The organism is Variovorax xiamenensis (assembly GCF_050916385.1).
In the GTDB taxonomy this organism is placed as follows: Bacteria; Pseudomonadota; Gammaproteobacteria; order Burkholderiales; family Burkholderiaceae_C; genus Variovorax.
Genome location: NZ_CP139038.1, coordinates 6,850,612 through 6,871,988, shown reverse-complemented (window position 1 = coordinate 6,871,988; position 21,377 = coordinate 6,850,612). Strand labels below are relative to the sequence as shown.

Annotated in this window: 29 protein-coding genes and 1 tRNA gene; 22 read left to right on the top strand and 8 right to left on the bottom strand. The window is 64.9% G+C overall.

Features of this window, described 5'->3' with window-relative positions; genetic code table 11:
* Window positions 1–38 precede the first annotated feature (38 nt).
* The 4 genes from SFB74_RS31685 to SFB74_RS31670 all read left to right on the top strand — a co-directional run bounded on the left by SFB74_RS31685 (window position 39) and on the right by SFB74_RS31670 (window position 3,105).
* Window positions 39–1,004 carry a LysR substrate-binding domain-containing protein gene (locus tag SFB74_RS31685; RefSeq protein WP_432728315.1) on the top strand — a complete coding sequence of 322 codons (966 nt, stop codon included), beginning with the start codon at window positions 39–41 and terminating at the stop codon, window positions 1,002–1,004.
* Window positions 1,005–1,152: 148 nt separating this feature from the next.
* Complete coding sequence (locus tag SFB74_RS31680) at window positions 1,153–1,728, top strand: Dps family protein (protein ID WP_432728314.1); 576 nt, start codon at window positions 1,153–1,155, stop codon at window positions 1,726–1,728.
* On the top strand, window positions 1,718–2,617 hold the full coding sequence (gene ubiA, locus SFB74_RS31675) for a 4-hydroxybenzoate octaprenyltransferase (RefSeq protein WP_432728313.1): 900 nt from the start codon (window positions 1,718–1,720) through the stop codon (window positions 2,615–2,617). The genes SFB74_RS31680 and ubiA overlap by 11 nt, the downstream gene beginning before the upstream one ends.
* Before the next feature lie 8 nt (window positions 2,618–2,625).
* The gene (locus tag SFB74_RS31670) at window positions 2,626–3,105 is read left to right on the top strand and encodes a MaoC/PaaZ C-terminal domain-containing protein (protein WP_432728312.1); all 480 of its coding nucleotides are present in this window, start codon (window positions 2,626–2,628) and stop codon (window positions 3,103–3,105) included.
* A 2-nt stretch (window positions 3,106–3,107) separates the two neighbouring features.
* On the opposite strand, the gene proC is transcribed toward SFB74_RS31670, so the two are convergent.
* The gene (gene proC, locus SFB74_RS31665; RefSeq protein ID WP_432728310.1) at window positions 3,108–3,965 is read right to left on the bottom strand and encodes a pyrroline-5-carboxylate reductase; all 858 of its coding nucleotides are present in this window, start codon (window positions 3,963–3,965) and stop codon (window positions 3,108–3,110) included.
* Window positions 3,962–5,149 (bottom strand): esterase-like activity of phytase family protein, encoded by a 1,188-nt coding sequence (locus SFB74_RS31660; RefSeq protein ID WP_432728308.1) that lies wholly within the window; start codon window positions 5,147–5,149, stop codon window positions 3,962–3,964. The genes proC and SFB74_RS31660 overlap by 4 nt, the downstream gene beginning before the upstream one ends.
* Window positions 5,150–5,363: 214 nt before the next feature.
* Here SFB74_RS31660 and rplN point away from each other — a divergent pair, with 214 nt between their 5' ends.
* From rplN to SFB74_RS31570, 18 genes are all read left to right on the top strand, one after another.
* On the top strand, window positions 5,364–5,732 hold the full coding sequence (rplN, locus tag SFB74_RS31655; protein WP_009124801.1) for a 50S ribosomal protein L14: 369 nt from the start codon (window positions 5,364–5,366) through the stop codon (window positions 5,730–5,732).
* 12 nt (window positions 5,733–5,744) lie between these two features.
* Complete coding sequence (gene rplX / locus SFB74_RS31650) at window positions 5,745–6,077, top strand: 50S ribosomal protein L24 (RefSeq protein ID WP_093196099.1); 333 nt, start codon at window positions 5,745–5,747, stop codon at window positions 6,075–6,077.
* Between the two features lie 11 nt (window positions 6,078–6,088).
* A complete protein-coding gene (gene rplE, locus SFB74_RS31645; RefSeq protein WP_093196100.1) occupies window positions 6,089–6,628 on the top strand; it encodes a 50S ribosomal protein L5 in 540 nt (179 codons plus the stop codon).
* Between the two features lie 8 nt (window positions 6,629–6,636).
* On the top strand, window positions 6,637–6,942 hold the full coding sequence (gene rpsN, locus SFB74_RS31640; RefSeq protein ID WP_019653969.1) for a 30S ribosomal protein S14: 306 nt from the start codon (window positions 6,637–6,639) through the stop codon (window positions 6,940–6,942).
* Window positions 6,943–6,962: 20 nt separating this feature from the next.
* On the top strand, window positions 6,963–7,358 hold the full coding sequence (gene rpsH / locus SFB74_RS31635) for a 30S ribosomal protein S8 (protein ID WP_081267428.1): 396 nt from the start codon (window positions 6,963–6,965) through the stop codon (window positions 7,356–7,358).
* A gap of 24 nt (window positions 7,359–7,382) precedes the next feature.
* Window positions 7,383–7,916: a 50S ribosomal protein L6 gene (rplF, locus tag SFB74_RS31630; RefSeq protein WP_093196102.1), complete on the top strand. Its 534-nt coding sequence runs from the start codon at window positions 7,383–7,385 to the stop codon at window positions 7,914–7,916.
* A 14-nt stretch (window positions 7,917–7,930) separates the two neighbouring features.
* Window positions 7,931–8,296: a 50S ribosomal protein L18 gene (gene rplR / locus SFB74_RS31625; RefSeq protein WP_026346312.1), complete on the top strand. Its 366-nt coding sequence runs from the start codon at window positions 7,931–7,933 to the stop codon at window positions 8,294–8,296.
* Window positions 8,297–8,314: 18 nt separating this feature from the next.
* Complete coding sequence (gene rpsE, locus SFB74_RS31620) at window positions 8,315–8,833, top strand: 30S ribosomal protein S5 (RefSeq protein ID WP_125950502.1); 519 nt, start codon at window positions 8,315–8,317, stop codon at window positions 8,831–8,833.
* A gap of 35 nt (window positions 8,834–8,868) precedes the next feature.
* Window positions 8,869–9,051 (top strand): 50S ribosomal protein L30, encoded by a 183-nt coding sequence (rpmD, locus tag SFB74_RS31615; protein ID WP_019653974.1) that lies wholly within the window; start codon window positions 8,869–8,871, stop codon window positions 9,049–9,051.
* 11 nt (window positions 9,052–9,062) lie between these two features.
* On the top strand, window positions 9,063–9,494 hold the full coding sequence (rplO, locus tag SFB74_RS31610; RefSeq protein ID WP_019653975.1) for a 50S ribosomal protein L15: 432 nt from the start codon (window positions 9,063–9,065) through the stop codon (window positions 9,492–9,494).
* A gap of 27 nt (window positions 9,495–9,521) precedes the next feature.
* Entirely contained in the window at window positions 9,522–10,835 is a 1,314-nt protein-coding gene (gene secY / locus SFB74_RS31605; RefSeq protein WP_432728307.1) for a preprotein translocase subunit SecY, read from the top strand.
* Window positions 10,836–10,899: 64 nt separating this feature from the next.
* Complete coding sequence (rpmJ, locus tag SFB74_RS31600) at window positions 10,900–11,013, top strand: 50S ribosomal protein L36 (RefSeq protein WP_013544106.1); 114 nt, start codon at window positions 10,900–10,902, stop codon at window positions 11,011–11,013.
* 23 nt (window positions 11,014–11,036) lie between these two features.
* Window positions 11,037–11,402: a 30S ribosomal protein S13 gene (gene rpsM, locus SFB74_RS31595; RefSeq protein WP_013544105.1), complete on the top strand. Its 366-nt coding sequence runs from the start codon at window positions 11,037–11,039 to the stop codon at window positions 11,400–11,402.
* 12 nt (window positions 11,403–11,414) lie between these two features.
* Complete coding sequence (rpsK, locus tag SFB74_RS31590) at window positions 11,415–11,819, top strand: 30S ribosomal protein S11 (protein ID WP_009124825.1); 405 nt, start codon at window positions 11,415–11,417, stop codon at window positions 11,817–11,819.
* 131 nt (window positions 11,820–11,950) lie between these two features.
* Window positions 11,951–12,574, top strand: coding sequence for a 30S ribosomal protein S4 (gene rpsD / locus SFB74_RS31585; RefSeq protein WP_093196104.1), 624 nt, complete (start codon window positions 11,951–11,953; stop codon window positions 12,572–12,574).
* 142 nt (window positions 12,575–12,716) lie between these two features.
* Window positions 12,717–13,706, top strand: coding sequence for a DNA-directed RNA polymerase subunit alpha (locus tag SFB74_RS31580; RefSeq protein ID WP_009124827.1), 990 nt, complete (start codon window positions 12,717–12,719; stop codon window positions 13,704–13,706).
* A gap of 96 nt (window positions 13,707–13,802) precedes the next feature.
* Complete coding sequence (rplQ, locus tag SFB74_RS31575) at window positions 13,803–14,201, top strand: 50S ribosomal protein L17 (protein WP_432728306.1); 399 nt, start codon at window positions 13,803–13,805, stop codon at window positions 14,199–14,201.
* An 18-nt stretch (window positions 14,202–14,219) separates the two neighbouring features.
* Window positions 14,220–14,296 (top strand) — tRNA-Met (locus tag SFB74_RS31570).
* Window positions 14,297–14,427: 131 nt separating this feature from the next.
* Here the strand turns inward: SFB74_RS31570 and SFB74_RS31565 are convergent.
* The 6 genes from SFB74_RS31565 to SFB74_RS31540 are packed head-to-tail and all read right to left on the bottom strand — an operon-like array spanning window position 14,428 to window position 21,371.
* Window positions 14,428–14,826, bottom strand: a complete 399-nt coding sequence (locus SFB74_RS31565; protein WP_093196106.1) for a RidA family protein — start codon at window positions 14,824–14,826, stop codon at window positions 14,428–14,430.
* A complete protein-coding gene (locus SFB74_RS31560) occupies window positions 14,823–16,445 on the bottom strand; it encodes an AMP-binding protein (protein ID WP_432728305.1) in 1,623 nt (540 codons plus the stop codon). Before SFB74_RS31560 ends, SFB74_RS31565 begins: the two co-directional genes overlap by 4 nt.
* A 5-nt stretch (window positions 16,446–16,450) precedes the next feature.
* Window positions 16,451–17,644 (bottom strand): acyl-CoA dehydrogenase family protein, encoded by a 1,194-nt coding sequence (locus SFB74_RS31555; RefSeq protein ID WP_432728304.1) that lies wholly within the window; start codon window positions 17,642–17,644, stop codon window positions 16,451–16,453.
* A 4-nt stretch (window positions 17,645–17,648) separates the two neighbouring features.
* Window positions 17,649–18,503: an enoyl-CoA hydratase family protein gene (locus tag SFB74_RS31550; protein WP_432728303.1), complete on the bottom strand. Its 855-nt coding sequence runs from the start codon at window positions 18,501–18,503 to the stop codon at window positions 17,649–17,651.
* Window positions 18,500–18,985 carry a MarR family winged helix-turn-helix transcriptional regulator gene (locus SFB74_RS31545; RefSeq protein ID WP_432728302.1) on the bottom strand — a complete coding sequence of 162 codons (486 nt, stop codon included), beginning with the start codon at window positions 18,983–18,985 and terminating at the stop codon, window positions 18,500–18,502. The genes SFB74_RS31550 and SFB74_RS31545 overlap by 4 nt, the downstream gene beginning before the upstream one ends.
* A gap of 1 nt (window position 18,986) precedes the next feature.
* Window positions 18,987–21,371 (bottom strand): bifunctional salicylyl-CoA 5-hydroxylase/oxidoreductase, encoded by a 2,385-nt coding sequence (locus SFB74_RS31540; RefSeq protein WP_432728301.1) that lies wholly within the window; start codon window positions 21,369–21,371, stop codon window positions 18,987–18,989.
* Window positions 21,372–21,377 lie beyond the last annotated feature (6 nt).

The following is a 21,377-nucleotide window of genomic DNA, read 5'->3' as shown; positions in this document are numbered from 1 at the left end:
TCCTCGTGACACACCCTTGCGCATAATTGACGCAAGCTATGACTCTCACCGAACTCAAATACATCGTCGCAGTGGCCCGCGAACGGCACTTCGGCAAGGCGGCCGAGGCCTGCTACGTTTCGCAGCCGACCCTCTCCGTCGCCATCAAGAAGCTCGAGGACGAGCTCGAAGTCAAGCTCTTCGAGCGCAGCGCCGGCGAAGTGACCGTCACGCCGCTGGGCGAGCAGATCGTGCAGCAGGCCCAGAGCGTGCTCGACCAGGCGGCCAGCATCAAGGAAATCGCCAAGCGCGGCAAGGACCCGCTGGCCGGCCCGCTGAACCTGGGCGTGATCTACACCATCGGCCCGTACCTGCTGCCCGACCTCGTGCGCCAGGTGATCGTGCGCACGCCGCAGATGCCGCTGGTGCTGCAGGAGAACTTCACCGCCAAGCTGCTCGAAATGCTGCGCGCCGGCGAGATCGATTGCGCCATCATGGCCGAGCCCTTCCCCGACACCGGCCTCGCGATGGCGCCGCTGTACGACGAGCCCTTCATGGCGGCGCTGCCCAACAAGCACAAGTTCGCCGACCGCGAGTCGATCACGTCCGAGGAACTGCAGAGCGAGACCATGCTGCTGCTGGGCACCGGCCATTGCTTCCGCGACCACGTGCTGGAGGTGTGCCCGGAGTTCGCGCGCTTCTCGAGCAACGCCGAGGGCATCCGCAAGAGCTTCGAGGGCTCGTCGCTGGAGACCATCAAGCACATGGTGGCCTCGGGCATGGGCGTGACGCTGGTGCCGCGCCTGTCGGTGCCGGCCGATGCGATCAAGCCCAAGGTCAAGGGCCGCAAGGAGCCCGAGCAGATGGTGCGCTACCTGCCGGTGCGCGACGCGCAGGACCGCGATCCGCCCACGCGCCGCGTGGTGCTCGCATGGCGTCGCACCTTCACGCGCTATGAGGCCATCGCCGCGCTGCGCAACGCGATCTATGCCTGCGAGCTGCCGGGCGTGAAGCGCCTTTCGTAGCTCGCAATTCGCGAACTTGGCCTACGCGGGTGCTGTTTTGAATCGTTGATCGCTGAGATAGAGTGGCGCTGTTGCGAAGCCGCGCGCCGGCTTCCAGAATCCAGCTCAACACCTCCCAAAACTCGATCGAAGAAAAGGATCTCGCGCCATGGCCAAAGACTCGAAGAAATCGTCGTCCGCCGCTTCCGCCGGCAAGGTGCCCAAGAAGGGCGGCAAGCAGGTCGCGCAGGAGTCGGGCAGCCGCAACGCGCCCATCATCAACATCGGCATCGAGCGCCAGGACCGCGCCGCCATCGCCGAAGGCCTGAGCCGCGTGCTGGCCGACACCTACACGCTGTACCTCACCACGCACAACTTCCATTGGAACGTGACGGGCCCGCACTTCAACTCGCTGCACGCCATGTTCATGGGCCAGTACACCGAACTGTGGGGCGCCACCGACGTGCTCGCCGAGCGCATCCGCGCACTGGGCCACTACGCACCGGGCTCGTACGCCGAGTTCAGCAAGATCGCCACCGTGCCCGACGTGCCGCAGAACCCGCCCAAGGCGATGGAGATGGTGCGCATCCTAGTGAAGGGCCACGAGACCGTGTCGCGCATCGCGCGCGAATTCATTCCTGTCGCCGAAGAAGCCGGCGACGACCCGACGGCCGACATGCTGACCGCGCGCTGCACGGTGCACGATCAGACGGCCTGGATGCTGCGTTCCCTCCTTGAAGACTGATTCCGCTCCTCCCATCACTGCGCCCGCGGTTCGCCGCGGGCGTTTTGCGTTGTATCTCGACCTGATCCGCTGGAACCGCCCGGCGGGCTGGCTGCTGCTGCTGTGGCCCACGCTGGGCGCGCTGTGGTTCGCGGCGGGTGGCTGGCCGGGCTGGCACCTGCTGGTCGTGTTCACGCTCGGCACCTTCCTCATGCGCAGTGCGGGCTGTTGCGTCAACGACGTGGCCGACCGCGACTTCGATCGCCACGTGAAGCGCACGGCGCAGCGGCCCGTGACCAGCGGCGAGCTGTCTGTCAAGGAGGCGCTGGGGCTGGGTGTGGTGCTGGCGCTGGTGTCCTTCGGGCTGGTGCTCACGACCAACCGCACGACGGTGCTGTGGTCGTTCGCGGCATTGGCCATCACGCTGATCTACCCCTTCGCCAAGCGTTTCGTCTCGGTGCCGCAGGCGGTGCTGGGCATCGCCTTCAGCTTCGGCATTCCGATGGCCTTCGCGGCGGTGCAGTCCACCGTGCCGCTCTTCGCCGCGGCGCTGCTGGCGGGCAACCTGTTCTGGGTGCTGGCCTACGACACCGAGTACGCGATGGTCGACCGCGACGACGACCTCAAGATCGGCATGAAGACATCGGCCATCACCTTCGGCCGCCTCGACGTGGCGGCGGTGATGACGAGCTATGCGCTCTTCCTCGCGGTCTGGACCTGGGCCGGCGCGAGCCGTTCGCTGGGCGTGCTGTTCTACGTCGGCATAGCTGTGGCCGCGGCGCAGGCGCTGTGGCACTGGCGCCTGATCCACGATCGCACGCGCGAAGGCTGCTTCAAGGCCTTTCGCCTGAACCACTGGCTGGGTTTCACCGTGTTCGCGGGCGTCGTGGCCGGCTACGCGCTGCGCTGAGCATCACCATGTCCGGTGTGCTGGAGCGGCTAAGGCAGAAGGTCGGGCAGGAGGGCCACTCCGGCTGGCATCGCATCACGCAGGAGATGGTCGAGCGCTACTCCGAGCTGTCGGGCGACGGCGAAGGGGAGTGGATCCACCTCGACCCCGAGCGCGCGGCGCGCGAGGCCGATTACGGCGGCACCATCGTGCAGGGCTTCTTCCAGGTGTCGCACCTGATCCGGCTGACCGGGGAGGCCATGCGCACGCTGTTGCCCTTCGACTCGAACCATGCGCTCAACTACGGCTTCGACCGCCTGCGCTTCGTGCGGCCGATGCCGGTGGGCGCGCGCTTCCGGGCGCGCATACGCATCGCGGACGTGACGGCCAGGCCGGGCGACAGCTATCTGCTGAAGGAAGAAGTCTGGCTGGAGCTGGAGGACGGCACCGTCACGCTGGCTGCCGAATGGCTCTTCCTGCTCGGGCCGGGTGCGTTGCCCGAGGCCTGAAATCAGCCTCGGCCGAATTCCTCGCCCAGCTCCGCGGCGCGTTTCTGTGCGGCGCGGATCGCCGTCTTGAACTGGGACTTCACGTCGGCCGCCTGCAGCGAGGTGATGGCCGCGTAGGTCGTGCCGCCCTTGGAGGTCACGCGCTCGCGCAGCACCGAGGGCGGCTCGGTCGCGCTGTGCGCCAGCGCCGAGGCGCCGGTGAAGGTGCCGACGGACAGCCGCAGCGCTTGTTCGGGCGTGAGGCCCATCTCGACGCCGACCTCGGTCATCGCCTCGATGAAATAGAACACATAGGCCGGGCCCGAGCCCGACATGGCGGTCACGGCGTCGAGCGCCGGTTCGGCGTCGACCCAGAGCAGCTCGCCGGTGGGCGCCAGCAGCTGCCCGACCATCGAGCGATCGGAGCTGTCGACGCCGGGCCGGGCGAACAGGCCGGTCATGCCCTTGCCTACCAGCGCAGGCGTGTTGGGCATGGCGCGCACCACGCGCTCGGTGCCGAGCCAGCGGGCGATGCTGTCGGATGGAATGCCGGCTGCGACGCTCAGGTGCAGGGCGTCTTCCGCAAAGGGGCGCACCGGCCGGGCGGCTTCGGCGAACGTCTGGGGCTTGACCGCCCAGACCACCACGCCGCAGCGCGCCAGCGCCTCGCTCGCCTCGGCCTTCGCGACGACGCCGAAGGACTGGGCCAGCTTCGCGCGCGCCTCCTCGAAGGGCTCGACCACCTCGAAGGCATCCGCCGGGGTACCTTGCTGGATCAGGCCGCCGATGATGGCGCTGGCCATGTTGCCGCCCCCGATGAAGGCGACGGGGGGCAGCGGCGCGGGGCCGGTGCGGGGCAGGAAGGTCACGGCGATGGTCATGGTCGGTCGGCGTATTCGAAGGCGGCGAACTGGGTGATTTGAAGCGGATTGAAATTGTCGTCGCTCACGACCACCAGCATGCGCTTGCCGCCGGGCAGGGGCGGGCCCCAGCACATGCCTTCGGTGTTGTCGAGCCGGGACAGGCCCAGCGCGGCGAAGTCGGCCACCAGCGTCTTGGCCGCCGGCCGGTGGTTGCCGGGCGCCAGCGCGTCGACGGCGAGCACGTCGCTGGCCGCGCGGGTGTCTATTTCATACAGGCGCAGCGAATTGCCGCGGCCGGTGGCGTAGGCGCGCTCCAGAACCAGCATGCGGTCGGCGTCGAGCATCAGGATCTCGCTCACGCCGTTGTCGGCGTAGCTGCCGGGAACGAGCGGGCGCAGCGGGATGGCGTCGGGGGTGTAGGCGATCTGGCGGTCGGCCTGGCCGGTCTCGAGGTCGATCCGGGTGAAGCGGCAGGGGCCGCCGGGGGCGCTGGTGGTTGGCTCGGGGCCGTCCTGGATCAGGGCGTTTTCCATCGCCAGCCAGGCGAAGCGGCCGTCCGGCGTGAGGCTGACGCCCTCGAAAGTCAGGTTGTCGCGTGGGCCGCGGCGCTGGGCCGGATCGGGCTGGAACATCGCCGGCATCCGGAATTCGCGCAGGAAGCGGCCGTCGCGGGCCGATTCGTACAGCGCCGGGCCGAAGCCGCGGGCGACGTCGCCTTCGCTGGTCCAAAGCAGGGTGTTGGTGGCGGGGCGCAGCCGCAGCGCTTCGGGGTCGGGGACCGGGAGTCCGTCGACCGCGTTGCGCCGGTTGGGCCAAGCCCCCCCGCCGGGGCGTTGCAGCTGCACCACGCCTGTCGGCTCGGGCGCCGCAGCTTGCGGGGAAGGCCAGCGGGCGGTGTAGTAGCGGACGGGGCCCAAGTCTGATCGATCATCGCTGATGAGCAGGTACTCACCTCGGATCGGGTCGTAGTCGATGCCCGAGAGGCCGCCGGCCGTGGTTCCTTCTATATGGCGACGGTGCGTCCATCGGGCCTCGGCAATCAGGCGCAGCCGGCCCGGGTCCGGATTCGGCGTCGCGCCGCCCTTGCAGCCGGCCAGCGCCAGCCCCGCCAGGCCGGCTCCGCCAGCCAGCAGCAGGCGGCGACGACGCTGCAGCAATGAGGTCGAAAGAATGGTTTTTTCGGACTTTTCGGGCGTACGCACGCCCCGGAGTCTAGTGGCACTGCCCGCCGGCAAGCAGGGTTGTTGACTTCCGGCTTCTTGCGTGCAACAATCGCGGGCTTCGCTTTCAAAAGGCGGAGCTTTCAGCCCAAAGCGGAAGTGCCCCGAGTGGTTCGGGGTATGGACGACGGGCCCAAGACTGACTGATTTGCCTCCCTCCTGGATGCACATCGGTACAAGTTGGGAATATCAAGAAATGATCCAAACTGAATCCCGGCTCGAAGTGGCCGACAACACGGGCGCGAAATCCGTCCTGTGTATCAAGGTGCTCGGTGGCTCCAAGCGGCGTTACGCCAGCGTGGGCGACGTCATCAAGGTCAGCATCAAGGAAGCCGCTCCGCGTGGTCGCGTCAAGAAGGGCGAGATCTACAGCGCAGTGGTGGTCCGCACCGCCAAGGGCATCCGTCGCGCCGACGGCTCGCTCGTGAAATTCGACGGCAACGCAGCAGTGTTGCTCAACGCCAAGCTGGAGCCCATCGGCACCCGCATCTTCGGACCGGTCACGCGCGAACTGCGCACCGAGAAGTTCATGAAGATCGTGTCGCTGGCACCCGAAGTTCTCTAAGGACACAACGCCATGAACAAGATTCGCAAGGGCGACCAGGTCATCGTGTTGGCCGGCCGCGACAAGGGCAAGCGGGGCACCGTCTCGCTGCGCAAGGATGACTCGCACGTGGTCATCGAAGGCATCAACCTCGTCAAGAAGCACACCAAGCCGAACCCCCTGAAGGGTACGACCGGTGGCATCGTCGAGAAGGCCATGCCGATTCACCAGTCCAACGTGGCGATCTTCAACGCCGCGACCGGCAAGGCCGATCGCGTGGGCGTCAAGGTCACCCAGGATGCTGACGGCAAGCGCGTGGCTGTTCGCGTGTTCAAGTCGAGCGGCGAAGAAATCAAGTTCGCCTAAGAGGTACTCACATGGCACGTCTCCAACAACACTATCGCGAAAAGATCGCGAAAGACCTGACGGAAAAGTTCGGCTACACGTCGCCGATGCAGGTTCCGCGCCTCACCAAGATCACGCTCAACATGGGTGTGGGTGAAGCAGTCGCCGACAAGAAGGTTCTCGACAACGCAGTCGCCGACCTGACCAAGATCGCTGGCCAGAAGCCCGTGGTCACCAAGTCCAAGAAGGCTATCGCTGGTTTCAAGATCCGCGAAAACCAGCCGATCGGCTGCATGGTCACGCTGCGTGGCGTGCACATGTACGAATTCCTGGATCGCTTCGTGACCATCGCGCTGCCGCGCGTTCGCGACTTCCGTGGTATCTCCGGCCGTGCTTTCGATGGCCGTGGCAACTACAACATCGGCGTCAAGGAACAGATCATTTTCCCCGAGATCGAATACGACAAGGTCGATGCCCTGCGCGGTCTCAATATCAGCATCACGACGACGGCCAAGACCGACGAAGAAGCCAAGGCGCTTCTCGCTGGCTTCCGTTTCCCGTTCAAGAACTGAGGTGACCTGTGGCTAAAGCATCTTTGATCCAGCGCGAACTCAAGCGCGACAAGCTGGTTGCCAAGTTCGCAGCGAAGCACGCCGAACTGAAGGCTGCCTCCAACGACCTGAAGAAGACCGAAGAAGAGCGCGCTGCTGCACGCCTGGCGCTGCAGAAGCTGCCGCGCAACGCGAACCCCACGCGTCAGCGCAACCGTTGCGAAATCACCGGTCGCCCCCGTGGCACCTTCCGTCAATTCGGTCTGGCCCGCGCCAAGATCCGCGAACTGGCTTTCAACGGCGACATCCCCGGTGTCACCAAGGCCAGCTGGTAAGCCAGGCAGGAGCAAACAACATGAGCATGAGTGATCCCATTGCCGACCTGCTGACGCGTATCCGCAACGCGCAGATGGTGGCGAAGCCCACCGTGTCGGTCCCGTCTTCCAAGGTGAAGATCGCGATCGCACAAGTCCTGAAGGACGAGGGCTATATCGACGGTTTCCAGGTCAAGACCGAAGCCGGCAAGAGCGAACTGGAAATCTCGCTGAAGTACTACGCTGGCCGTCCGGTCATCGAGCGCATCGAGCGAGTGAGCCGCCCTGGCCTGCGTGTCTACAAGGCCAGCGCTTCCATTCCGCAAGTCCAGAACGGCCTCGGCGTTGCGATCGTCACGACCCCCAAGGGTGTGATGACCGACCGCAAGGCTCGCGCCTCCGGTGTCGGCGGTGAAGTTCTGTGCTACGTCGCCTAACCGAGACATCGAGGAGTAACTGAAATGTCCCGAGTAGGAAAAATGCCGATCACCATCCCCGCAGGCGTGGATGTGTCGATCAAGGAAGACCAGATCAGCGTCAAGGGCACGGGCGGTACGCTCGCCCTTGCACGCAACGTGCTGGTCAACGTCGTCAGCAAGGACGGCAAGCTGAGCTTCGAGCCCGCCAACGATTCGCGTGAAGCCAACGCGATGAGCGGCACGGTTCGCCAGCTCGTGAACAACATGGTGGTCGGTGTGACCAAGGGCTTCGAGAAGAAGCTCAGCCTGATCGGCGTCGGCTACAAGGCCGCAGCCCAGGGCACGAAGCTGAACCTCCAAGTCGGCTATTCGCACCCGGTCAACATCGACATGCCGCAAGGCATCACGGTGGCTACCGCGACCCCGACTGAAATCGTGATCAAGGGTGCTGACCGTCAGCGCGTTGGTCAAATCGCTGCTGAGATCCGCGCTGTTCGTCCGCCAGAGCCCTACAAGGGCAAGGGCATCCGCTATGCGGACGAGAAGATCGTGATCAAAGAGACCAAGAAGAAGTAAGGGGCAGCAAAATGATGTTGACCAAAAAAGCACAGCGTCTCCGCCGCTCGCGCCAAACCCGCATCCGCATCGCGACGCAGGGCGTGGCCCGTCTGACGGTGAATCGCACCAACCTGCACATCTACGCCACCGTCATCTCCGGCGACGGCGCCAAGGTGATTGCAACCGCATCGACGGCAGAAGCCGAAGTGCGTACCTCGCTCGGCGGTTCGGGCAAGGGCGGCAATGCCGCCGCAGCCACCGCAGTCGGCAAGCGCATCGCTGAAAAGGCGAAGGCAGCCGGCATCGAGAAGGTCGCTTTCGACCGCGCAGGTTTCGCATACCACGGCCGCGTCAAGGCGCTGGCCGAAGCCGCCCGCGAAGCCGGCCTGCAGTTCTAATCGGACACGAGATTCAAAATGGCAAAGATTCAGGCAAGAGCTCAGAACGAAGGCCCTGAGGACGGTTTGCGCGAGAAGATGATCGCGATCAACCGCGTCACCAAGGTGGTGAAGGGTGGTCGTATCCTCGGTTTCGCAGCACTCACCGTGGTCGGTGACGGCGATGGCCGCGTCGGCATGGGCAAGGGCAAGTCGAAGGAAGTGCCCGCTGCAGTGCAGAAGGCAATGGAAGAAGCGCGTCGCAACCTGCTGAAGGTTTCGATCAAGAACGGCACGCTGCACCACCAGGTGCAAGGCCATCATGGCGCTTCGACGGTCGTGATGTACCCGGCCCCCAAGGGTACCGGCATCATCGCCGGCGGCCCGATGCGCGCCGTGTTCGAAGTGATGGGTATCACCGACATCGTGGCCAAGAGCCATGGTTCGTCGAACCCCTACAACATGGTTCGCGCCACGCTCGACGGGTTGAAGAACTCGACGACCGCCAGCGAAGTGGCTGCCAAGCGCGGCCTGACCGTCGAAGAAATCTTCGCCTGAGCGCAGGCCGTCGCAAGCCTCAAGGAAGCATTCAAATGACGCAACAACAAACCCTCAAGGTGCAGCTGGTCAAGAGCCCGATCGGCACCAAGGAATCGCATCGCGCGACCGTGCGTGGCCTCGGCCTGCGCAAGCTCAACAGCGTGAGCGAGCTGCAAGACACGCCCGCTGTGCGCGGCATGATCAACAAGATCAGTTATCTGGTCAAAGTCCTGTAAGAGAGACTGATATGGAACTCAATGGCATCAAGCCGGCGGATGGCGCCAAGCACGCCAAGCGCCGTGTCGGCCGCGGTATCGGTTCCGGCCTGGGCAAGACCTCGGGTCGTGGCCACAAGGGCCAGAAGTCGCGTGCAGGCGGTTTCCACAAGGTCGGCTTCGAAGGCGGTCAAATGCCGCTGCAGCGTCGTCTGCCGAAGCGTGGCTTCAAGTCGCACCTGCTGAAGTTCAACGCCGAAGTCACGCTGACCGCTCTCGAGCAGCTCGGCCTGGCCGAAGTGGACATCCTGGCGCTGAAGCAAGCCGGCCTCGTGGGCCAGCTCGCCAAGGTCGTCAAGGTCGTGAAGACCGGTGAGCTCACCAAAGCCGTCAAGCTGACGGGCGTGGGCGCAACGGCTGGCGCCAAGGCTGCGATCGAAGCGGCTGGCGGTAGCATCGCCTGATCATCATCGGACTGAAAGAAGTTCTTCGTGGCAACTAACGCGGCAACGATCGCAAAGACAGGCAAGTTCGGCGACCTCCGTCGCCGGCTGGTCTTCTTGCTGCTCGCGCTCGTGGTCTATCGGATTGGCGCGCACATTCCTGTGCCGGGTATCAACCCGGACCAGCTGGCTGCGCTGTTCCAGGGCCAGCAGGGCGGCATTCTGAGCCTGTTCAACATGTTCTCGGGCGGTGCGCTGTCGCGCTTCACCGTGTTCGCGTTGGGGATCATGCCGTACATCTCGGCGTCGATCATCATGCAGCTGATGACCTACGTGCTTCCGACCTTCGAGCAATTGAAGAAGGAAGGTGAGGCCGGACGCCGCAAGATCACGCAGTACACGCGTTATGGCGCGCTGGGTCTGGCCCTGTTCCAGTCGTTCAGCATCGCGGTGGCTCTCGAGTCGTCGGCTGGCCTGGTGATTTCGCCCGGTTTCGGCTTCCGCCTGACCGCCATGGTGAGCTTGACGGCAGGTTCGATGTTCCTGATGTGGCTCGGCGAGCAGATCACCGAACGTGGCCTCGGCAACGGCATCTCGATCCTGATCTTCGCGGGTATCGCGGCCGGTCTGCCCAACGCCATCGGCGGCCTGCTGGAGTTGGTGCGTACCGGCGCCATGAACGTGATCGTCGCGCTCTTCATCGTCGCCGTGGTGGTGCTGGTCACCTACTTCGTGGTGTTCGTCGAACGCGGCCAGCGCAAGATCCTCGTGAACTATGCGCGGCGCCAGGTCGGCAACAAGGTGTATGGCGGTCAGTCGTCGCACCTGCCGCTGAAGCTGAACATGGCTGGCGTGATTCCGCCGATCTTCGCTTCGTCGATCATCCTGCTGCCGGCAACGGTGGTCGGCTGGTTCAGCACCGGCGATGGCGGCTTCCGCTGGATCAAGGACGTTGCCAGCGCACTGCGCCCGGGCGAGCCGATCTACGTGCTGCTGTATGCCGCTGCCATCGTTTTCTTCTGCTTCTTCTACACGGCGCTCGTGTTCAACAGCAAGGAAACGGCGGACAACCTGAAGAAGAGTGGCGCATTCATTCCGGGTATCCGCCCAGGTGACCAGACCGCTCGCTACATCGACAAGATTCTGGTTCGACTGACGCTGGCTGGCGCGGTGTACATCACCTTCGTCTGCCTGCTGCCGGAGTTCCTGATCCTGAAGTACAACGTGCCGTTCTACTTCGGTGGTACCTCCCTGCTGATCATCGTGGTCGTCACGATGGACTTCATGGCCCAGGTGCAAAACTACATGATGTCCCAGCAGTACGAATCGCTGCTGAAGAAGGCGAACTTCAAGACATCGTAGGGCTGTGTTTCAGTATTGAGTCCGGGCGGTAGACCGCCACGTTAAACAGTTTTAGGAGAGTGAAATGAGAGTTTCGGCTTCGGTCAAAACCATCTGCCGTAATTGCAAGGTCATCCGCCGCAAGGGTGTGGTGCGCGTGATCTGCACCGACCCGCGCCACAAGCAGCGCCAGGGTTGATTGAAGAGTATTAGAGGACGCACATGGCACGTATTGCTGGCATCAACATCCCGCCGCACAAGCACGCTGAAATCGGCCTGACCGCCATCTTCGGCATCGGTCGCACCCGCGCCCGTCAGATCTGCGAAGCGAGCGGCATCGAGTATTCGAAGAAGATCAAGGATCTGACCGACGCCGATCTCGAGAAGATCCGCGACCAGATCGCCCTGTTCACGATCGAAGGCGACCTGCGTCGCGAGACGACGATGAACATCAAGCGCCTGATGGACATCGGCTGCTACCGCGGCTTCCGTCACCGTCGCGGCCTGCCGATGCGCGGCCAGCGCACGCGCACCAACGCCCGCACCCGCAAGGGTCCGCGCAAGGCTGCGCAGTCCCTGAAGAAATAAGGATAGAACAGCATGGCTAAAGCACCTGCAAACAACGCCGCACAGCGCGTTCGCAAGAAGGTTCGCAAGAACGTCGCGGACGGTATCGCTCACGTGCACGCTTCGTTCAACAACACCATCATCACGATCACCGATCGCCAGGGCAATGCCCTGTCGTGGGCTTCGTCGGGTGGCCAGGGCTTCAAGGGCTCGCGCAAGTCGACCCCGTTCGCTGCGCAGGTCGCTTCGGAAGTTGCCGGCCGTGCTGCTGTCGAGCAAGGCATCAAGAACCTCGACGTCGAGATCAAGGGCCCCGGCCCCGGTCGCGAATCGTCGGTGCGCGCACTGGCTGCGCTCGGCATCCGGATCAATTCCATTGCCGACGTGACGCCCGTTCCGCACAACGGCTGCCGCCCCCAGAAGCGTCGCCGCATCTGATCGTCGGTCAGCAAGGCGCAGCCGGCTTTCAAGAGCGGCTGCGCATTTGTTTTTTTACTAAGCCCACCGCCATCAGCGTTTCGCCGATGGCTCCCGCAGGCAACTGCGGCAGATGACACAAAGGAAAAATCGTGGCACGTTACCTCGGCCCCAAGGCCAAACTTTCCCGCCGTGAAGGCACCGACCTGTTCCTGAAGAGCGCTCGCCGCTCGATCCAGGACAAGGCCAAGTTCGACTCCAAGCCCGGCCAGCATGGTCGCACCTCGGGTCAGCGCACCTCCGACTACGGCCTGCAGCTGCGCGAGAAGCAGAAGGTCAAGCGTATGTACGGTGTGCTCGAGAAGCAATTCCGCCGCTACTTCGAAGAAGCCGACCGCCGTCGTGGCAACACCGGCGCCAACCTGCTGTTCATTCTCGAATCGCGCCTGGACAACGTCGTCTACCGCATGGGCTTCGGCTCGACCCGCGCCGAAGCGCGCCAGCTCGTGTCGCACAAGGCGATCACGGTGAACGGTCAGTCGGTCAACATCCCGTCGTACCTGGTCAAGACCGGCGACGTGATCGCCGTGCGCGACAAGTCGAAGAAGCAGACCCGCGTTGTCGAAGCGCTGCAACTCGCCCAGCAAGTCGGTATTCCGGCATGGGTCGACGTGAATGCCGACAAGGCCGAAGGCACGTTCAAGAAGGTGCCCGATCGCGACGAATTCGCAGCCGACATCAACGAATCGCTGATCGTCGAACTGTATTCGCGTTGATTTCTTCTACCCGCACCCGCCATTCGGCGCGAGCGGGAGATTGTTTTTGTTGTTCACGTTCCTGTTCCGCGCCTCGTCGCGGCTCAGGTGCTTCACCAGCCTTACCGGTGTAACGAGCCGGGGGTATTGAGAGGAAGTCTGCATGCAAACCACCCTGCTGAAACCCAAGACCATCCAGGTCGAGCAACTTGCCGCCAACAAGGCCAAGGTGACGCTCGAGCCTTTCGAGCGCGGCTATGGCCACACGCTCGGCAACGCGCTGCGTCGCGTTCTGCTGTCGTCCATGGTTGGCTACTCGGCCACCGAAGTCACGATCGCTGGCGTTCTGCATGAGTACTCGTCGATCGACGGCGTGCAGGAAGATGTCGTCAACATCCTGCTGAACCTCAAGGGCGTGGTGTTCAAGCTCCACAACCGCGACGAAGTCACGCTGAGCCTGCGCAAGGACGGCGAAGGCCCGGTGCTGGCCTCGGACATCCAGACCCCGCACGACGTCGAGATCATCAATCCCGACCACGTGATCGCCCACCTGTCGCAAGGCGGCAAGCTCGACATGCAGATCAAGGTCGAGAAGGGCCGCGGCTACGTGCCCGGCACGATGCGCCGCTATGCGGACGAGCCGACCAAGTCGATCGGCCGCATCGTCCTCGACGCTTCGTTCTCGCCCGTGAAGCGCGTGAGCTACACGGTCGAAAGCGCCCGTGTGGAGCAGCGTACCGACCTGGACAAGCTGCTGGTCGAAATCGAAACCAACGGTGCGATCACCGCCGAAGACGCAGTCCGCGCATCGGCTAAAATCCTGGTTGAGCAGCTCGCCGTGTTCGCGCAGCTCGAAGGCGGCGAACTCGCTGCGTTCGATGCTCCGGCTCCGCGTAGCGCACAGCAGTTCGATCCGATCCTGCTGCGCCCTGTCGACGAACTCGAACTGACGGTGCGTTCGGCCAACTGCCTGAAGGCCGAAAACATCTACTACATCGGTGACCTGATCCAGCGCACCGAGAACGAGCTGCTCAAGACCCCGAACCTGGGTCGCAAGTCGCTCAACGAAATCAAGGAAGTGCTCGCCTCCCGCGGCCTGACCTTGGGCATGAAGCTCGAAAGCTGGCCGCCGGCCGGTCTCGACAAGCGTTGATTATTTGAATTTTTGAAAGAGGCCCCCTGAAAAGGGCCAGTGCACCGGGCAGTACCTGACACGGCTGCCTGTTTTTATAAAGTAAAGGAAAGCACCATGCGTCACGGACACGGACTCCGCAAACTCAACCGCACCAGCTCGCACCGCCTCGCGATGCTGCAGAACATGATGAATTCGCTCATCGAGCACGAAGTCATCAAGACCACGGTCCCCAAGGCCAAGGAACTGCGCCGCGTCATCGAGCCGATGATCACGCTCTCCAAGAACCCCACGCTGGCCAACAAGCGCCTGGCCTTCGACCGCCTGCGCAACCGCGACAGCGTCGTGAAGCTCTTTGGAGACCTCGGCCCGCGTTTCGCAGCGCGTCCGGGCGGCTACACCCGCATCCTGAAGATGGGCTTCCGCGTGGGCGACAACGCCCCGATGGCACTCGTCGAACTGGTTGACCGTCCTGAAATTAAAGAAGACGCAGCCGAGCAAAACGCTGCTGAATAAGCTATAATCTAAGTCTGCCGCGCGATGGAGCAGCCTGGTAGCTCGTTGGGCTCATAACCCAAAGGTCGCAAGTTCAAATCTTGCTCGCGCAACCAAATTGAAAGGCCCTTTGAGAAATCAAAGGGCCTTTTTCTTTTGCCGATCTTTTTACCCATCAATTGCCGGTGAATGGCAAAAAGAAATGCCCTCGCAAAGAGGGCATTTTTATTTTGGCCAGCGCGGCAACTCAGTCGGGAATGACTGCTGTCACCTCGATCTCGACCTTGGCGCGATGCTCCACCAGCGCCGCCACCTGCACGCAGGTCATGGCCGGAAAGTTGCGCCCCATCGCGTCCCGGTAGACCGGACCGAGTTCAGCGAGCCGGCGACTGTATTCGTCGCGGTCCGTCACGTACCAGGTCATGCGCACCATGTGCTCGGGCCCCGCACCTCCCGCACGCAGCACCTCGACGATGTTGCGCAGCGCCAGGCCGCATTGGTCGATGAAATCGTCCGATTCGAATTGCTGCTGGGCATTCCAGCCGATCTGGCCGCCGACGAACAGCATCGTTCCACGAGCGGCGACGCCGTTCGCATAGCCCTTGGGAGGCAGCCAGCCTTCGGGTTGCAGGAGTTTGTTGATCATGATGTCGTGTTGAGTTGTCTCAGTTTGAATCGTTGGAGCTTGCCGGTTTCGGTGCGCGGCAGCGCCGGCACGAATTCGATCTCCCTTGGGTATTTGAATGGCGCAATGGTGGCCTTCACATGGTCTTGCAGCGCCTTCACGAGGGCCGCGTCGCCCTCGTTGCCGGGCTTGAGCACGCAGAAGGCCTTCACGATCATTCCCCGCTCTGCGTCGGGCTTGCCGATCACGCCGCACTCGGCCACAGCGGGGTGCTTGAGGAGCGCGTCCTCGACCTCCGGGCCGCCGACGTTGTAGCCGGCCGTGATGATCATGTCGTCGGCGCGCGCTTGATAGAAGAAGTAGCCGTCGTCGTCCTGAACGAACGAATCGCCCGGATAGTTCCAGCCGTTCTTCACATAGTCGGCCTGGCGCGGATCGTCGAGATAGCGGCACCCCACAGGCCCCTGCAGCGCGAGCTTGCCGACCGTGCCGCGCGGCACTTCGCTGCCCTGGTCGTCCACGACCTTCGCGGTGAAGCCCGGCACTGCCTTGCCGACCGCCCCTCGGCGCACTTCGCCTCCCGCGGCGGAGATGTAGATGTGGAACACCTCGGTGCCGCCGATGCCGTCGAGCATCTCGATGCCGGAAGCTTCCTTCCACAGCTGCCGCGTGGCGTCCGGCAAAGCTTCGCCCGCGCTCACGCTGATGCGCAGGCTCGGCATGCCGTGCTGCTTCACGAACGGCGCCATCTGGCGGTAGAACGTGGGCGCCGTGTAGCAGATGGTCGCGCCGACCTCGTTGATCAGCTTCACCAGCCCCTCGGGCGTGAACGGCGCATCGGGAAAGTAGACCGAAGCCCCGGCCCACATCGGAAACACCAGCAGCCCGCCCAACCCGAAGGTGAAGGCCAGCGGTGGCGAGCCCACCACGATGTCGTCGCTGCGCGCGCGCAGCACATGGCGCGGCCATGTCTCGCACATCGCGAGCACGTCGCGGTGCGTGGTGACGGGCGCTTTCGGCTTGCCGGTAGTGCCTGATGTGAAGGCCAGCAGTGCGATGTCGTCGGACGCCGTAGGGCAGGCCTTGAACACGCCGCTCTTCTTCGCCGCACGCGCCGACAGCGAGTCTTCCACATCGGGCTTGTTGAATGCGATCACCGTTGCGAGCACCGGGTGGGCCTGCTGCGCGAGCACCAACTCGTCGAGCAGCCGGCCATCGCACAGCGCGGCCACGGGCTGCGACTTCTCGATGATGTCGCCCAGCTCCTTCGCGCGCAGCAGCGGCATCGTCGCCACGGCGATCAGCCCGGCCTTCACCACCGCCAGCCACGCAAGCGCCATGGCCACCGAATTGCCGCCGCGCAGCAGCACCCGGTTGCCCGGCACCAGCCCGAGATCCTCGACCAGCACCTGCGCGATGCGGTTGACCTCCACGGCCGCCTGCGCATAGGTCAGCGTGCCCTGCGGCGAACGCAGCATCGGCTTGTCGCCGAAGCCCTTCGCCGCGGCCTTGTCGAGCAGTTCCTCGACCAGGTTGAGCTGGTCGGGCAGCCGCAACTCGGGCAGGTCGTAGCGAAAGACGGGCAGCTGCGCCGCAGGCGGCAGGCGGTCGTGAACGAAGCGATCGACTTGGGCAGACACGGTGTTTATCCCCGCAGAACGGATTTGCCGATGATCAGTTGCTGTACTTCCGTCGCGCCTTCGTAGATGCGCAGCGAGCGGATGTCGCGATAGAGGCTCTCGATCTTGGTGCCGACCTTCACGCCGAGGCCGCCATGCATCTGCAGCGCCATGTCGATCACGCGGCTCGCGTTCTCGGTGGCGCACATCTTGGCCATGGCCGCGGCGGCCGACACGTCGCCAACGGCGGGCGCGCCGCGGCGTTCGGCGTCGTCGCGCATCCACGCCGCGCGGTATGTGAGCAGCGCGGCGCTGTCGATCAACGCGGCCATCTCGCCGAGCTTGGCCTGCGTGAGCTGGAAGTCGGCGAGCGTCTGGCCGAACATCCGGCGCTTCTTCGAATGCGCGATCGCTTCCGCCAGCGCGCGGCGCCCCATGCCGAGAGCGGCTGCGGCCACCGAAGCGCGGAAGATGTCGAGCGTGCGCATCGCGAGCTTGAAACCGCCGTTGAGCTCGCCCAGCTGCGCGGTGCGCGGCACGACGCAGTTCTCGAAGCGCAGCGTGGCCAGCGGGTGTGGCGCCATCACGTCGATGTGCGCGGAGGTGTCGAGGCCCGGCGTCTTCGCGTCGACGATGAAGGCCGTGATGCCGCGCGTACCGCCAGCGGGGTCGGTCTTCGCGAAAACGCAGTAGAAGTCGGCGATGCCGCCGTTGCTGATCCAGGTCTTCTCGCCGTTGAGCTTCCAGCCATCGGCGGTCTCCTCCGCGCGCATCGCCATCGCACCCACGTCGGAGCCGGCTTCGGGCTCGCTGAGCGCGAAGGCCGCGATCTTGCTGCCCTTGGCCACGGCCGTCAGGTAGTCGGCGTGCTGCTGCGGCGTACCCGCCAGCGTGATCGCGCCGCTACCCAGGCCCTGCATCGCGAACGCGAAGTCGGCGAGCGGCGAATGAAAGGCGAGCGTCTCGCGCAGCAGCACGAGAGCGCGCGAATCGAGCCGTTCGAGCGCGCCGCCGGAACTGCCCGGCACGCAGTAGCGCAGCCAGCCGCCGGCGCCGAGCCGCTGGACCCAGTCGCGGCACGCCGCGCGGTCGTCGTGCTCGTCGACTTCCTGCGCCTCGGCCCACGGCAGGAGGCCGTCGGCCAGCGCGCGGTGCGCGTCGTCGAAGAAGGGCAGCGCGAGGTGCGCCGTCGATGGTGGGGCGGGAGCCTTGGTCATCATCGCGTCAGTCCCCGCCGAACACCGGCTTGCGCTTGGCCGCGAAGGCCTCGTAGGCGCGTTTGAAATCTTCGGTCTGCATGCAGATCGCCTGTGCCTGTGCCTCGGCCTCGATGGCCTGGTCGATGGTCATCGACCATTCCTGAGACAGCATCGTCTTCGTCATTCCGTGCGCGAAGGTCGGACCTTCGGCGAGGTCGCGCGCAACCTTCGTTGCGGCCTCGAGCAGTGCGTCGCTTTCGTGCAGCGCGTTGAAGAAGCCCCAGGCCTGGCCTTCCTGCGCGGTCATTGCGCGGCCGGTGAAGAGCAGTTCCGAAGCGCGCCCCTGGCCGATCACGCGCGGCAGCAGCGCGCAGGCGCCCATGTCCGCACCGGCGAGGCCCACGCGCGTGAAGAGGAAAGCAGTGCGCGTGGCCGGCGAGCCGTAGCGCAGGTCGCAGGCCAGCGCGATCATCGCGCCGGCACCTGCGCACACTCCGTCGATCGCGCCGACGATGGGCTGCGGGCAGGCGCGCATCGCCTTCACCAGGTCGCCCGTCATGCGCGTGAACTCCAGCAGCTCGGGCATGCGCATGCCGGTCAGCGGGCCGATGATCTCGTGCACGTCGCCGCCCGAGCAGAAATTGCCGCCCGCGCCGGTCACGACGATCGTCTTCACGTCGGTGGCATAGGTCAGCGCGCGGAACAGGTCGCGCAGCTCGGCGTACGAGTCGAAGGTCAGCGGGTTCTTGCGATCCGGCCGGTTCAGCGTGATGGTGCCCACGCCGGCTTCGTAGCTCCATGCGAAGTGCTCGGCCTTGTAGGCTGCCTTGGGTTCGAATTGCGCGCGCATGGGGTTGCCTGCGCCGATGTAGTGCTTCATTCGGTCTCCGCCATCATCAGTAGTTGGTTGTGCGAGTGCTGCTTGACCTTGCCCAGCAGCTTGTGCAGTTGCGCGATCTCCTTCGCGTTGAGGCCCGAGAAGGCCTCGACGATCCAGTCTTCGTGCTGCTGCGCCATTTCGTTGAAGAGCTTGCGCCCGCGCGGCGTGAGGCGCACGCGCCATGCGCGGCGGTCGCCCTCGACGTTGATGCGCTCCACCAGCCCTTCGGACACGAGCTGGTCGGTGATGCCTGTCACGTTGCCGCCCGTCACCATCATGCGGCGCGAGAGCTCGTTCATCTTGAGGCCCTCGGGCGAGCGCTCGAGTTGCGACATCAGGTCGAAGCGCGGCAGCGTGGTGGCGAACTGCGAGCGCAGCTCGTTGCGCACCTGCTTCTCGATCAGCTGCGTGCAGGTGAGCAGCCGCAGCCAGAGCCGCAAGGCTTCGGGATGTTCGCTGTGCGCGCGCGCTTCGAGGTCCATGTCAGTGCGTCTCCTCGCTGTTCTGCGCGGCCATCGCGGCATTGGCTGCTGCTGCGAGCTGCTGTTGCTTGGCGATCTCGCGGTACATCTGATCGCGCCCGCTCAGGTATTGCACAGGCCACTCGACGTCGCGGCTCTGGAGCTTGGCCGCCTCGTGCAGCGTCCATGCCGGGTCGGCCAGGTGCGGACGCGCAATGGCGCACAGGTCGGCGCGGCCAGCCGCGATGATGCTGTTGGCCTGGTCGGCGTCGGTGATCGCGCCCACCGCGATGGTCGAGATGCCGACCTCGTTGCGGATGCGGTCCGAGAACGGCGTCTGGTACATGCGCCCGTACACCGGCTTCGCGGCGCGCGTGGTCTGGCCGGAGGACACGTCGATGAAGTCGGCACCGGCCTCCTTGAAGAGCCGCGCGACCACGATGGCGTCGGCATCCGTGTTGCCGCCGGGCGCCCAGTCGTGGGCCGAGATGCGCACGCTCATCGGCCTGTCGGCGGGCCACACGGCGCGCATGGCGCGGAACACTTCGAGCGGATAGCGGCAGCGCGCCTCGATGTCTCCGCCGTACTCGTCGGTGCGCAGGTTGGTGAGCGGGCTGATGAAGGCCGAAAGCAGATATCCGTGCGCGCAGTGCAGCTCGAGCCAGTCGAAGCCGCATTCGGCCGCGCGGCGGGTCGAGTCGACGAACTGGTCGCGCAGCGTGTCCATCTCGGCGCGCGTGATCGCGGCGGGCAGCTGGTTCTGTTCACCGTAGGGCAGCGCACTCGCGCCCAGCAGTGGCCAGTTGCCGTTTTCGAGCGGCTCGTCGGTGCCTTCCCAGCCCACGCGTGTGGAGCCCTTGGGGCCGCTGTGGCCGAGCTGCATCGCGATCTTCGCGCTCGACTGCGTGTGCACGAAATCGACGATGCGCTTGAACGCGGCCTGCTGCTCGTCGTTGTAGAGGCCCGTGCAGCCGGGCGTGATGCGGCCCTCGGGCGTCGGGCTCGTCATCTCGACGAATACCATGGCCGCGCCACCGAGTGCGCGTGCGCCCAGGTGCACCAGAAGGAAGTCTTGCGGCACGCCGTCGACCGCGCTGTAGGTGGCCATCGGCGAAACGAGGATGCGGTTCTTCAGCGTGAGCCCGCGCACCTTGTAGGGCATGAGCATCGGCGGCAGCGCCTTGCCGCCTGCGAGCCACTGCTCGTAGCCACTCAGCCATTGGGTGTCGCGCAGGCGCAGGTTCTCGTGGCTGATGCGCTGCGAGCGGGTGAGCAGCGAGTACGCGAACTGCTCGATCTGCATGCCCGTGTAGCGCGGCACGTTCTCGAACCATTCGGTGGAGTTGCGCGCGGCGTTCTGGATCTTCAGCACCTCGACGCTGCGGCGTGCCTCGTAGCCTTCGAGCACGTGGTCGACCGTGCCGCCCTGGGCGAACTCGTTGGCCAGGTCGATCGCGTCTTCCAGCGCCAGCTTGGTGCCCGAGCCGATGGAGAAGTGCGCCGTGTGCGCCGCGTCGCCCATCAGCACCACGGGCACGGAGCGGCCTTCGACGTCGATGCGATGCGTCCAGCGCTCGCACACCACGCGCGGAAAGCGGATCCAGTTGGCCGAGCCGCGCAGGTGCGTGGCATTGCTGATGAGCGAGTGGCCACCCAGGTACTTGGCGAAGAGCTTCTCGCAAAAGGCGATGGCCTCGGGCTGCTCCATCTGGTCGAGCCCGTGGGCCTTCCACACGGCCTCGGGCGTCTCGACGATGAAGGTCGAAGTCTTGTCGTCGAACTGGTAGGCGTGCGCCTGAAACCAGCCGTGCTCGGTCTGTTCGAAGGCGAAGGTGAAGGCGTCGAAGGTCTGGTGCGTGCCCAGCCAGACGAAGCGGCAGTTGCGCAGGTCGACGTCAGGCCTGAAGACGTCGGCGTAGCGCTGGCGGATGCGGCTGTTGAGGCCGTCGCTGGCGATCACCAGGTCGGCCTTGTACTTGGCGGCGATCGCCTGGTCGTCGGCGACGTCGGTCTCGAACACCAGCTCGACGCCCAGTTCGAGGCAGCGTTCCTGCAGGATGTTCAGCAGCCGCTTGCGGCCGATGCCGCAGAAGCCGTGGCCGCCCGAGCGCACCTGGCGGCCCTTGAAGAAGACCTGGATGTCGTCCCAGTGATGGAACTCGTTGCCGATGAGCGCCGCCGTCGGCGCATCGGCCGCGCGCAGGTTGGCGAGCGTCTGGTCGCTCAGCACCACGCCCCAGCCGAAGGTGTCGAAGGGGCGGTTGCGTTCCACCACGGTGATCTGCAGCGCGGGGTTGCGCGCCTTCATCAACAGGGCGAAGTACAGGCCTGCCGGCCCGCCGCCGATGCACAGGATGCGTTGGAGGTCCGAGGCGGGAGCGGACCGGGTCGGGCTGAGGCTGTTCATGGCTAA

Excerpts from the sequence above, each read along its gene's own strand:
- SFB74_RS31685 (WP_432728315.1), top strand. The coding sequence starts at position 39 with ATGACTCTCACCGAACTCAAATACATCGTCGCAGTGGCCCGCGAACGG.
- SFB74_RS31680 (WP_432728314.1), top strand. The coding sequence starts at position 1,153 with ATGGCCAAAGACTCGAAGAAATCGTCGTCCGCCGCTTCCGCCGGCAAG.
- SFB74_RS31670 (WP_432728312.1), top strand. The coding sequence starts at position 2,626 with ATGTCCGGTGTGCTGGAGCGGCTAAGGCAGAAGGTCGGGCAGGAGGGC.
- proC (WP_432728310.1), bottom strand. The coding sequence starts at position 3,965 with ATGACCATCGCCGTGACCTTCCTGCCCCGCACCGGCCCCGCGCCGCTG.
- rplN (WP_009124801.1), top strand. The coding sequence starts at position 5,364 with ATGATCCAAACTGAATCCCGGCTCGAAGTGGCCGACAACACGGGCGCG.
- rplX (WP_093196099.1), top strand. The coding sequence starts at position 5,745 with ATGAACAAGATTCGCAAGGGCGACCAGGTCATCGTGTTGGCCGGCCGC.
- rplE (WP_093196100.1), top strand. The coding sequence starts at position 6,089 with ATGGCACGTCTCCAACAACACTATCGCGAAAAGATCGCGAAAGACCTG.
- rpsH (WP_081267428.1), top strand. The coding sequence starts at position 6,963 with ATGAGCATGAGTGATCCCATTGCCGACCTGCTGACGCGTATCCGCAAC.
- rplF (WP_093196102.1), top strand. The coding sequence starts at position 7,383 with ATGTCCCGAGTAGGAAAAATGCCGATCACCATCCCCGCAGGCGTGGAT.
- rplR (WP_026346312.1), top strand. The coding sequence starts at position 7,931 with ATGTTGACCAAAAAAGCACAGCGTCTCCGCCGCTCGCGCCAAACCCGC.
- rpsE (WP_125950502.1), top strand. The coding sequence starts at position 8,315 with ATGGCAAAGATTCAGGCAAGAGCTCAGAACGAAGGCCCTGAGGACGGT.
- rpmD (WP_019653974.1), top strand. The coding sequence starts at position 8,869 with ATGACGCAACAACAAACCCTCAAGGTGCAGCTGGTCAAGAGCCCGATC.
- rplO (WP_019653975.1), top strand. The coding sequence starts at position 9,063 with ATGGAACTCAATGGCATCAAGCCGGCGGATGGCGCCAAGCACGCCAAG.
- rpmJ (WP_013544106.1), top strand. The coding sequence starts at position 10,900 with ATGAGAGTTTCGGCTTCGGTCAAAACCATCTGCCGTAATTGCAAGGTC.
- rpsM (WP_013544105.1), top strand. The coding sequence starts at position 11,037 with ATGGCACGTATTGCTGGCATCAACATCCCGCCGCACAAGCACGCTGAA.
- rpsK (WP_009124825.1), top strand. The coding sequence starts at position 11,415 with ATGGCTAAAGCACCTGCAAACAACGCCGCACAGCGCGTTCGCAAGAAG.
- SFB74_RS31580 (WP_009124827.1), top strand. The coding sequence starts at position 12,717 with ATGCAAACCACCCTGCTGAAACCCAAGACCATCCAGGTCGAGCAACTT.
- rplQ (WP_432728306.1), top strand. The coding sequence starts at position 13,803 with ATGCGTCACGGACACGGACTCCGCAAACTCAACCGCACCAGCTCGCAC.
- SFB74_RS31565 (WP_093196106.1), bottom strand. The coding sequence starts at position 14,826 with ATGATCAACAAACTCCTGCAACCCGAAGGCTGGCTGCCTCCCAAGGGC.
- SFB74_RS31555 (WP_432728304.1), bottom strand. The coding sequence starts at position 17,644 with ATGATGACCAAGGCTCCCGCCCCACCATCGACGGCGCACCTCGCGCTG.
- SFB74_RS31550 (WP_432728303.1), bottom strand. The coding sequence starts at position 18,503 with ATGAAGCACTACATCGGCGCAGGCAACCCCATGCGCGCGCAATTCGAA.
- SFB74_RS31545 (WP_432728302.1), bottom strand. The coding sequence starts at position 18,985 with ATGGACCTCGAAGCGCGCGCGCACAGCGAACATCCCGAAGCCTTGCGG.
- SFB74_RS31540 (WP_432728301.1), bottom strand. The coding sequence starts at position 21,371 with ATGAACAGCCTCAGCCCGACCCGGTCCGCTCCCGCCTCGGACCTCCAA.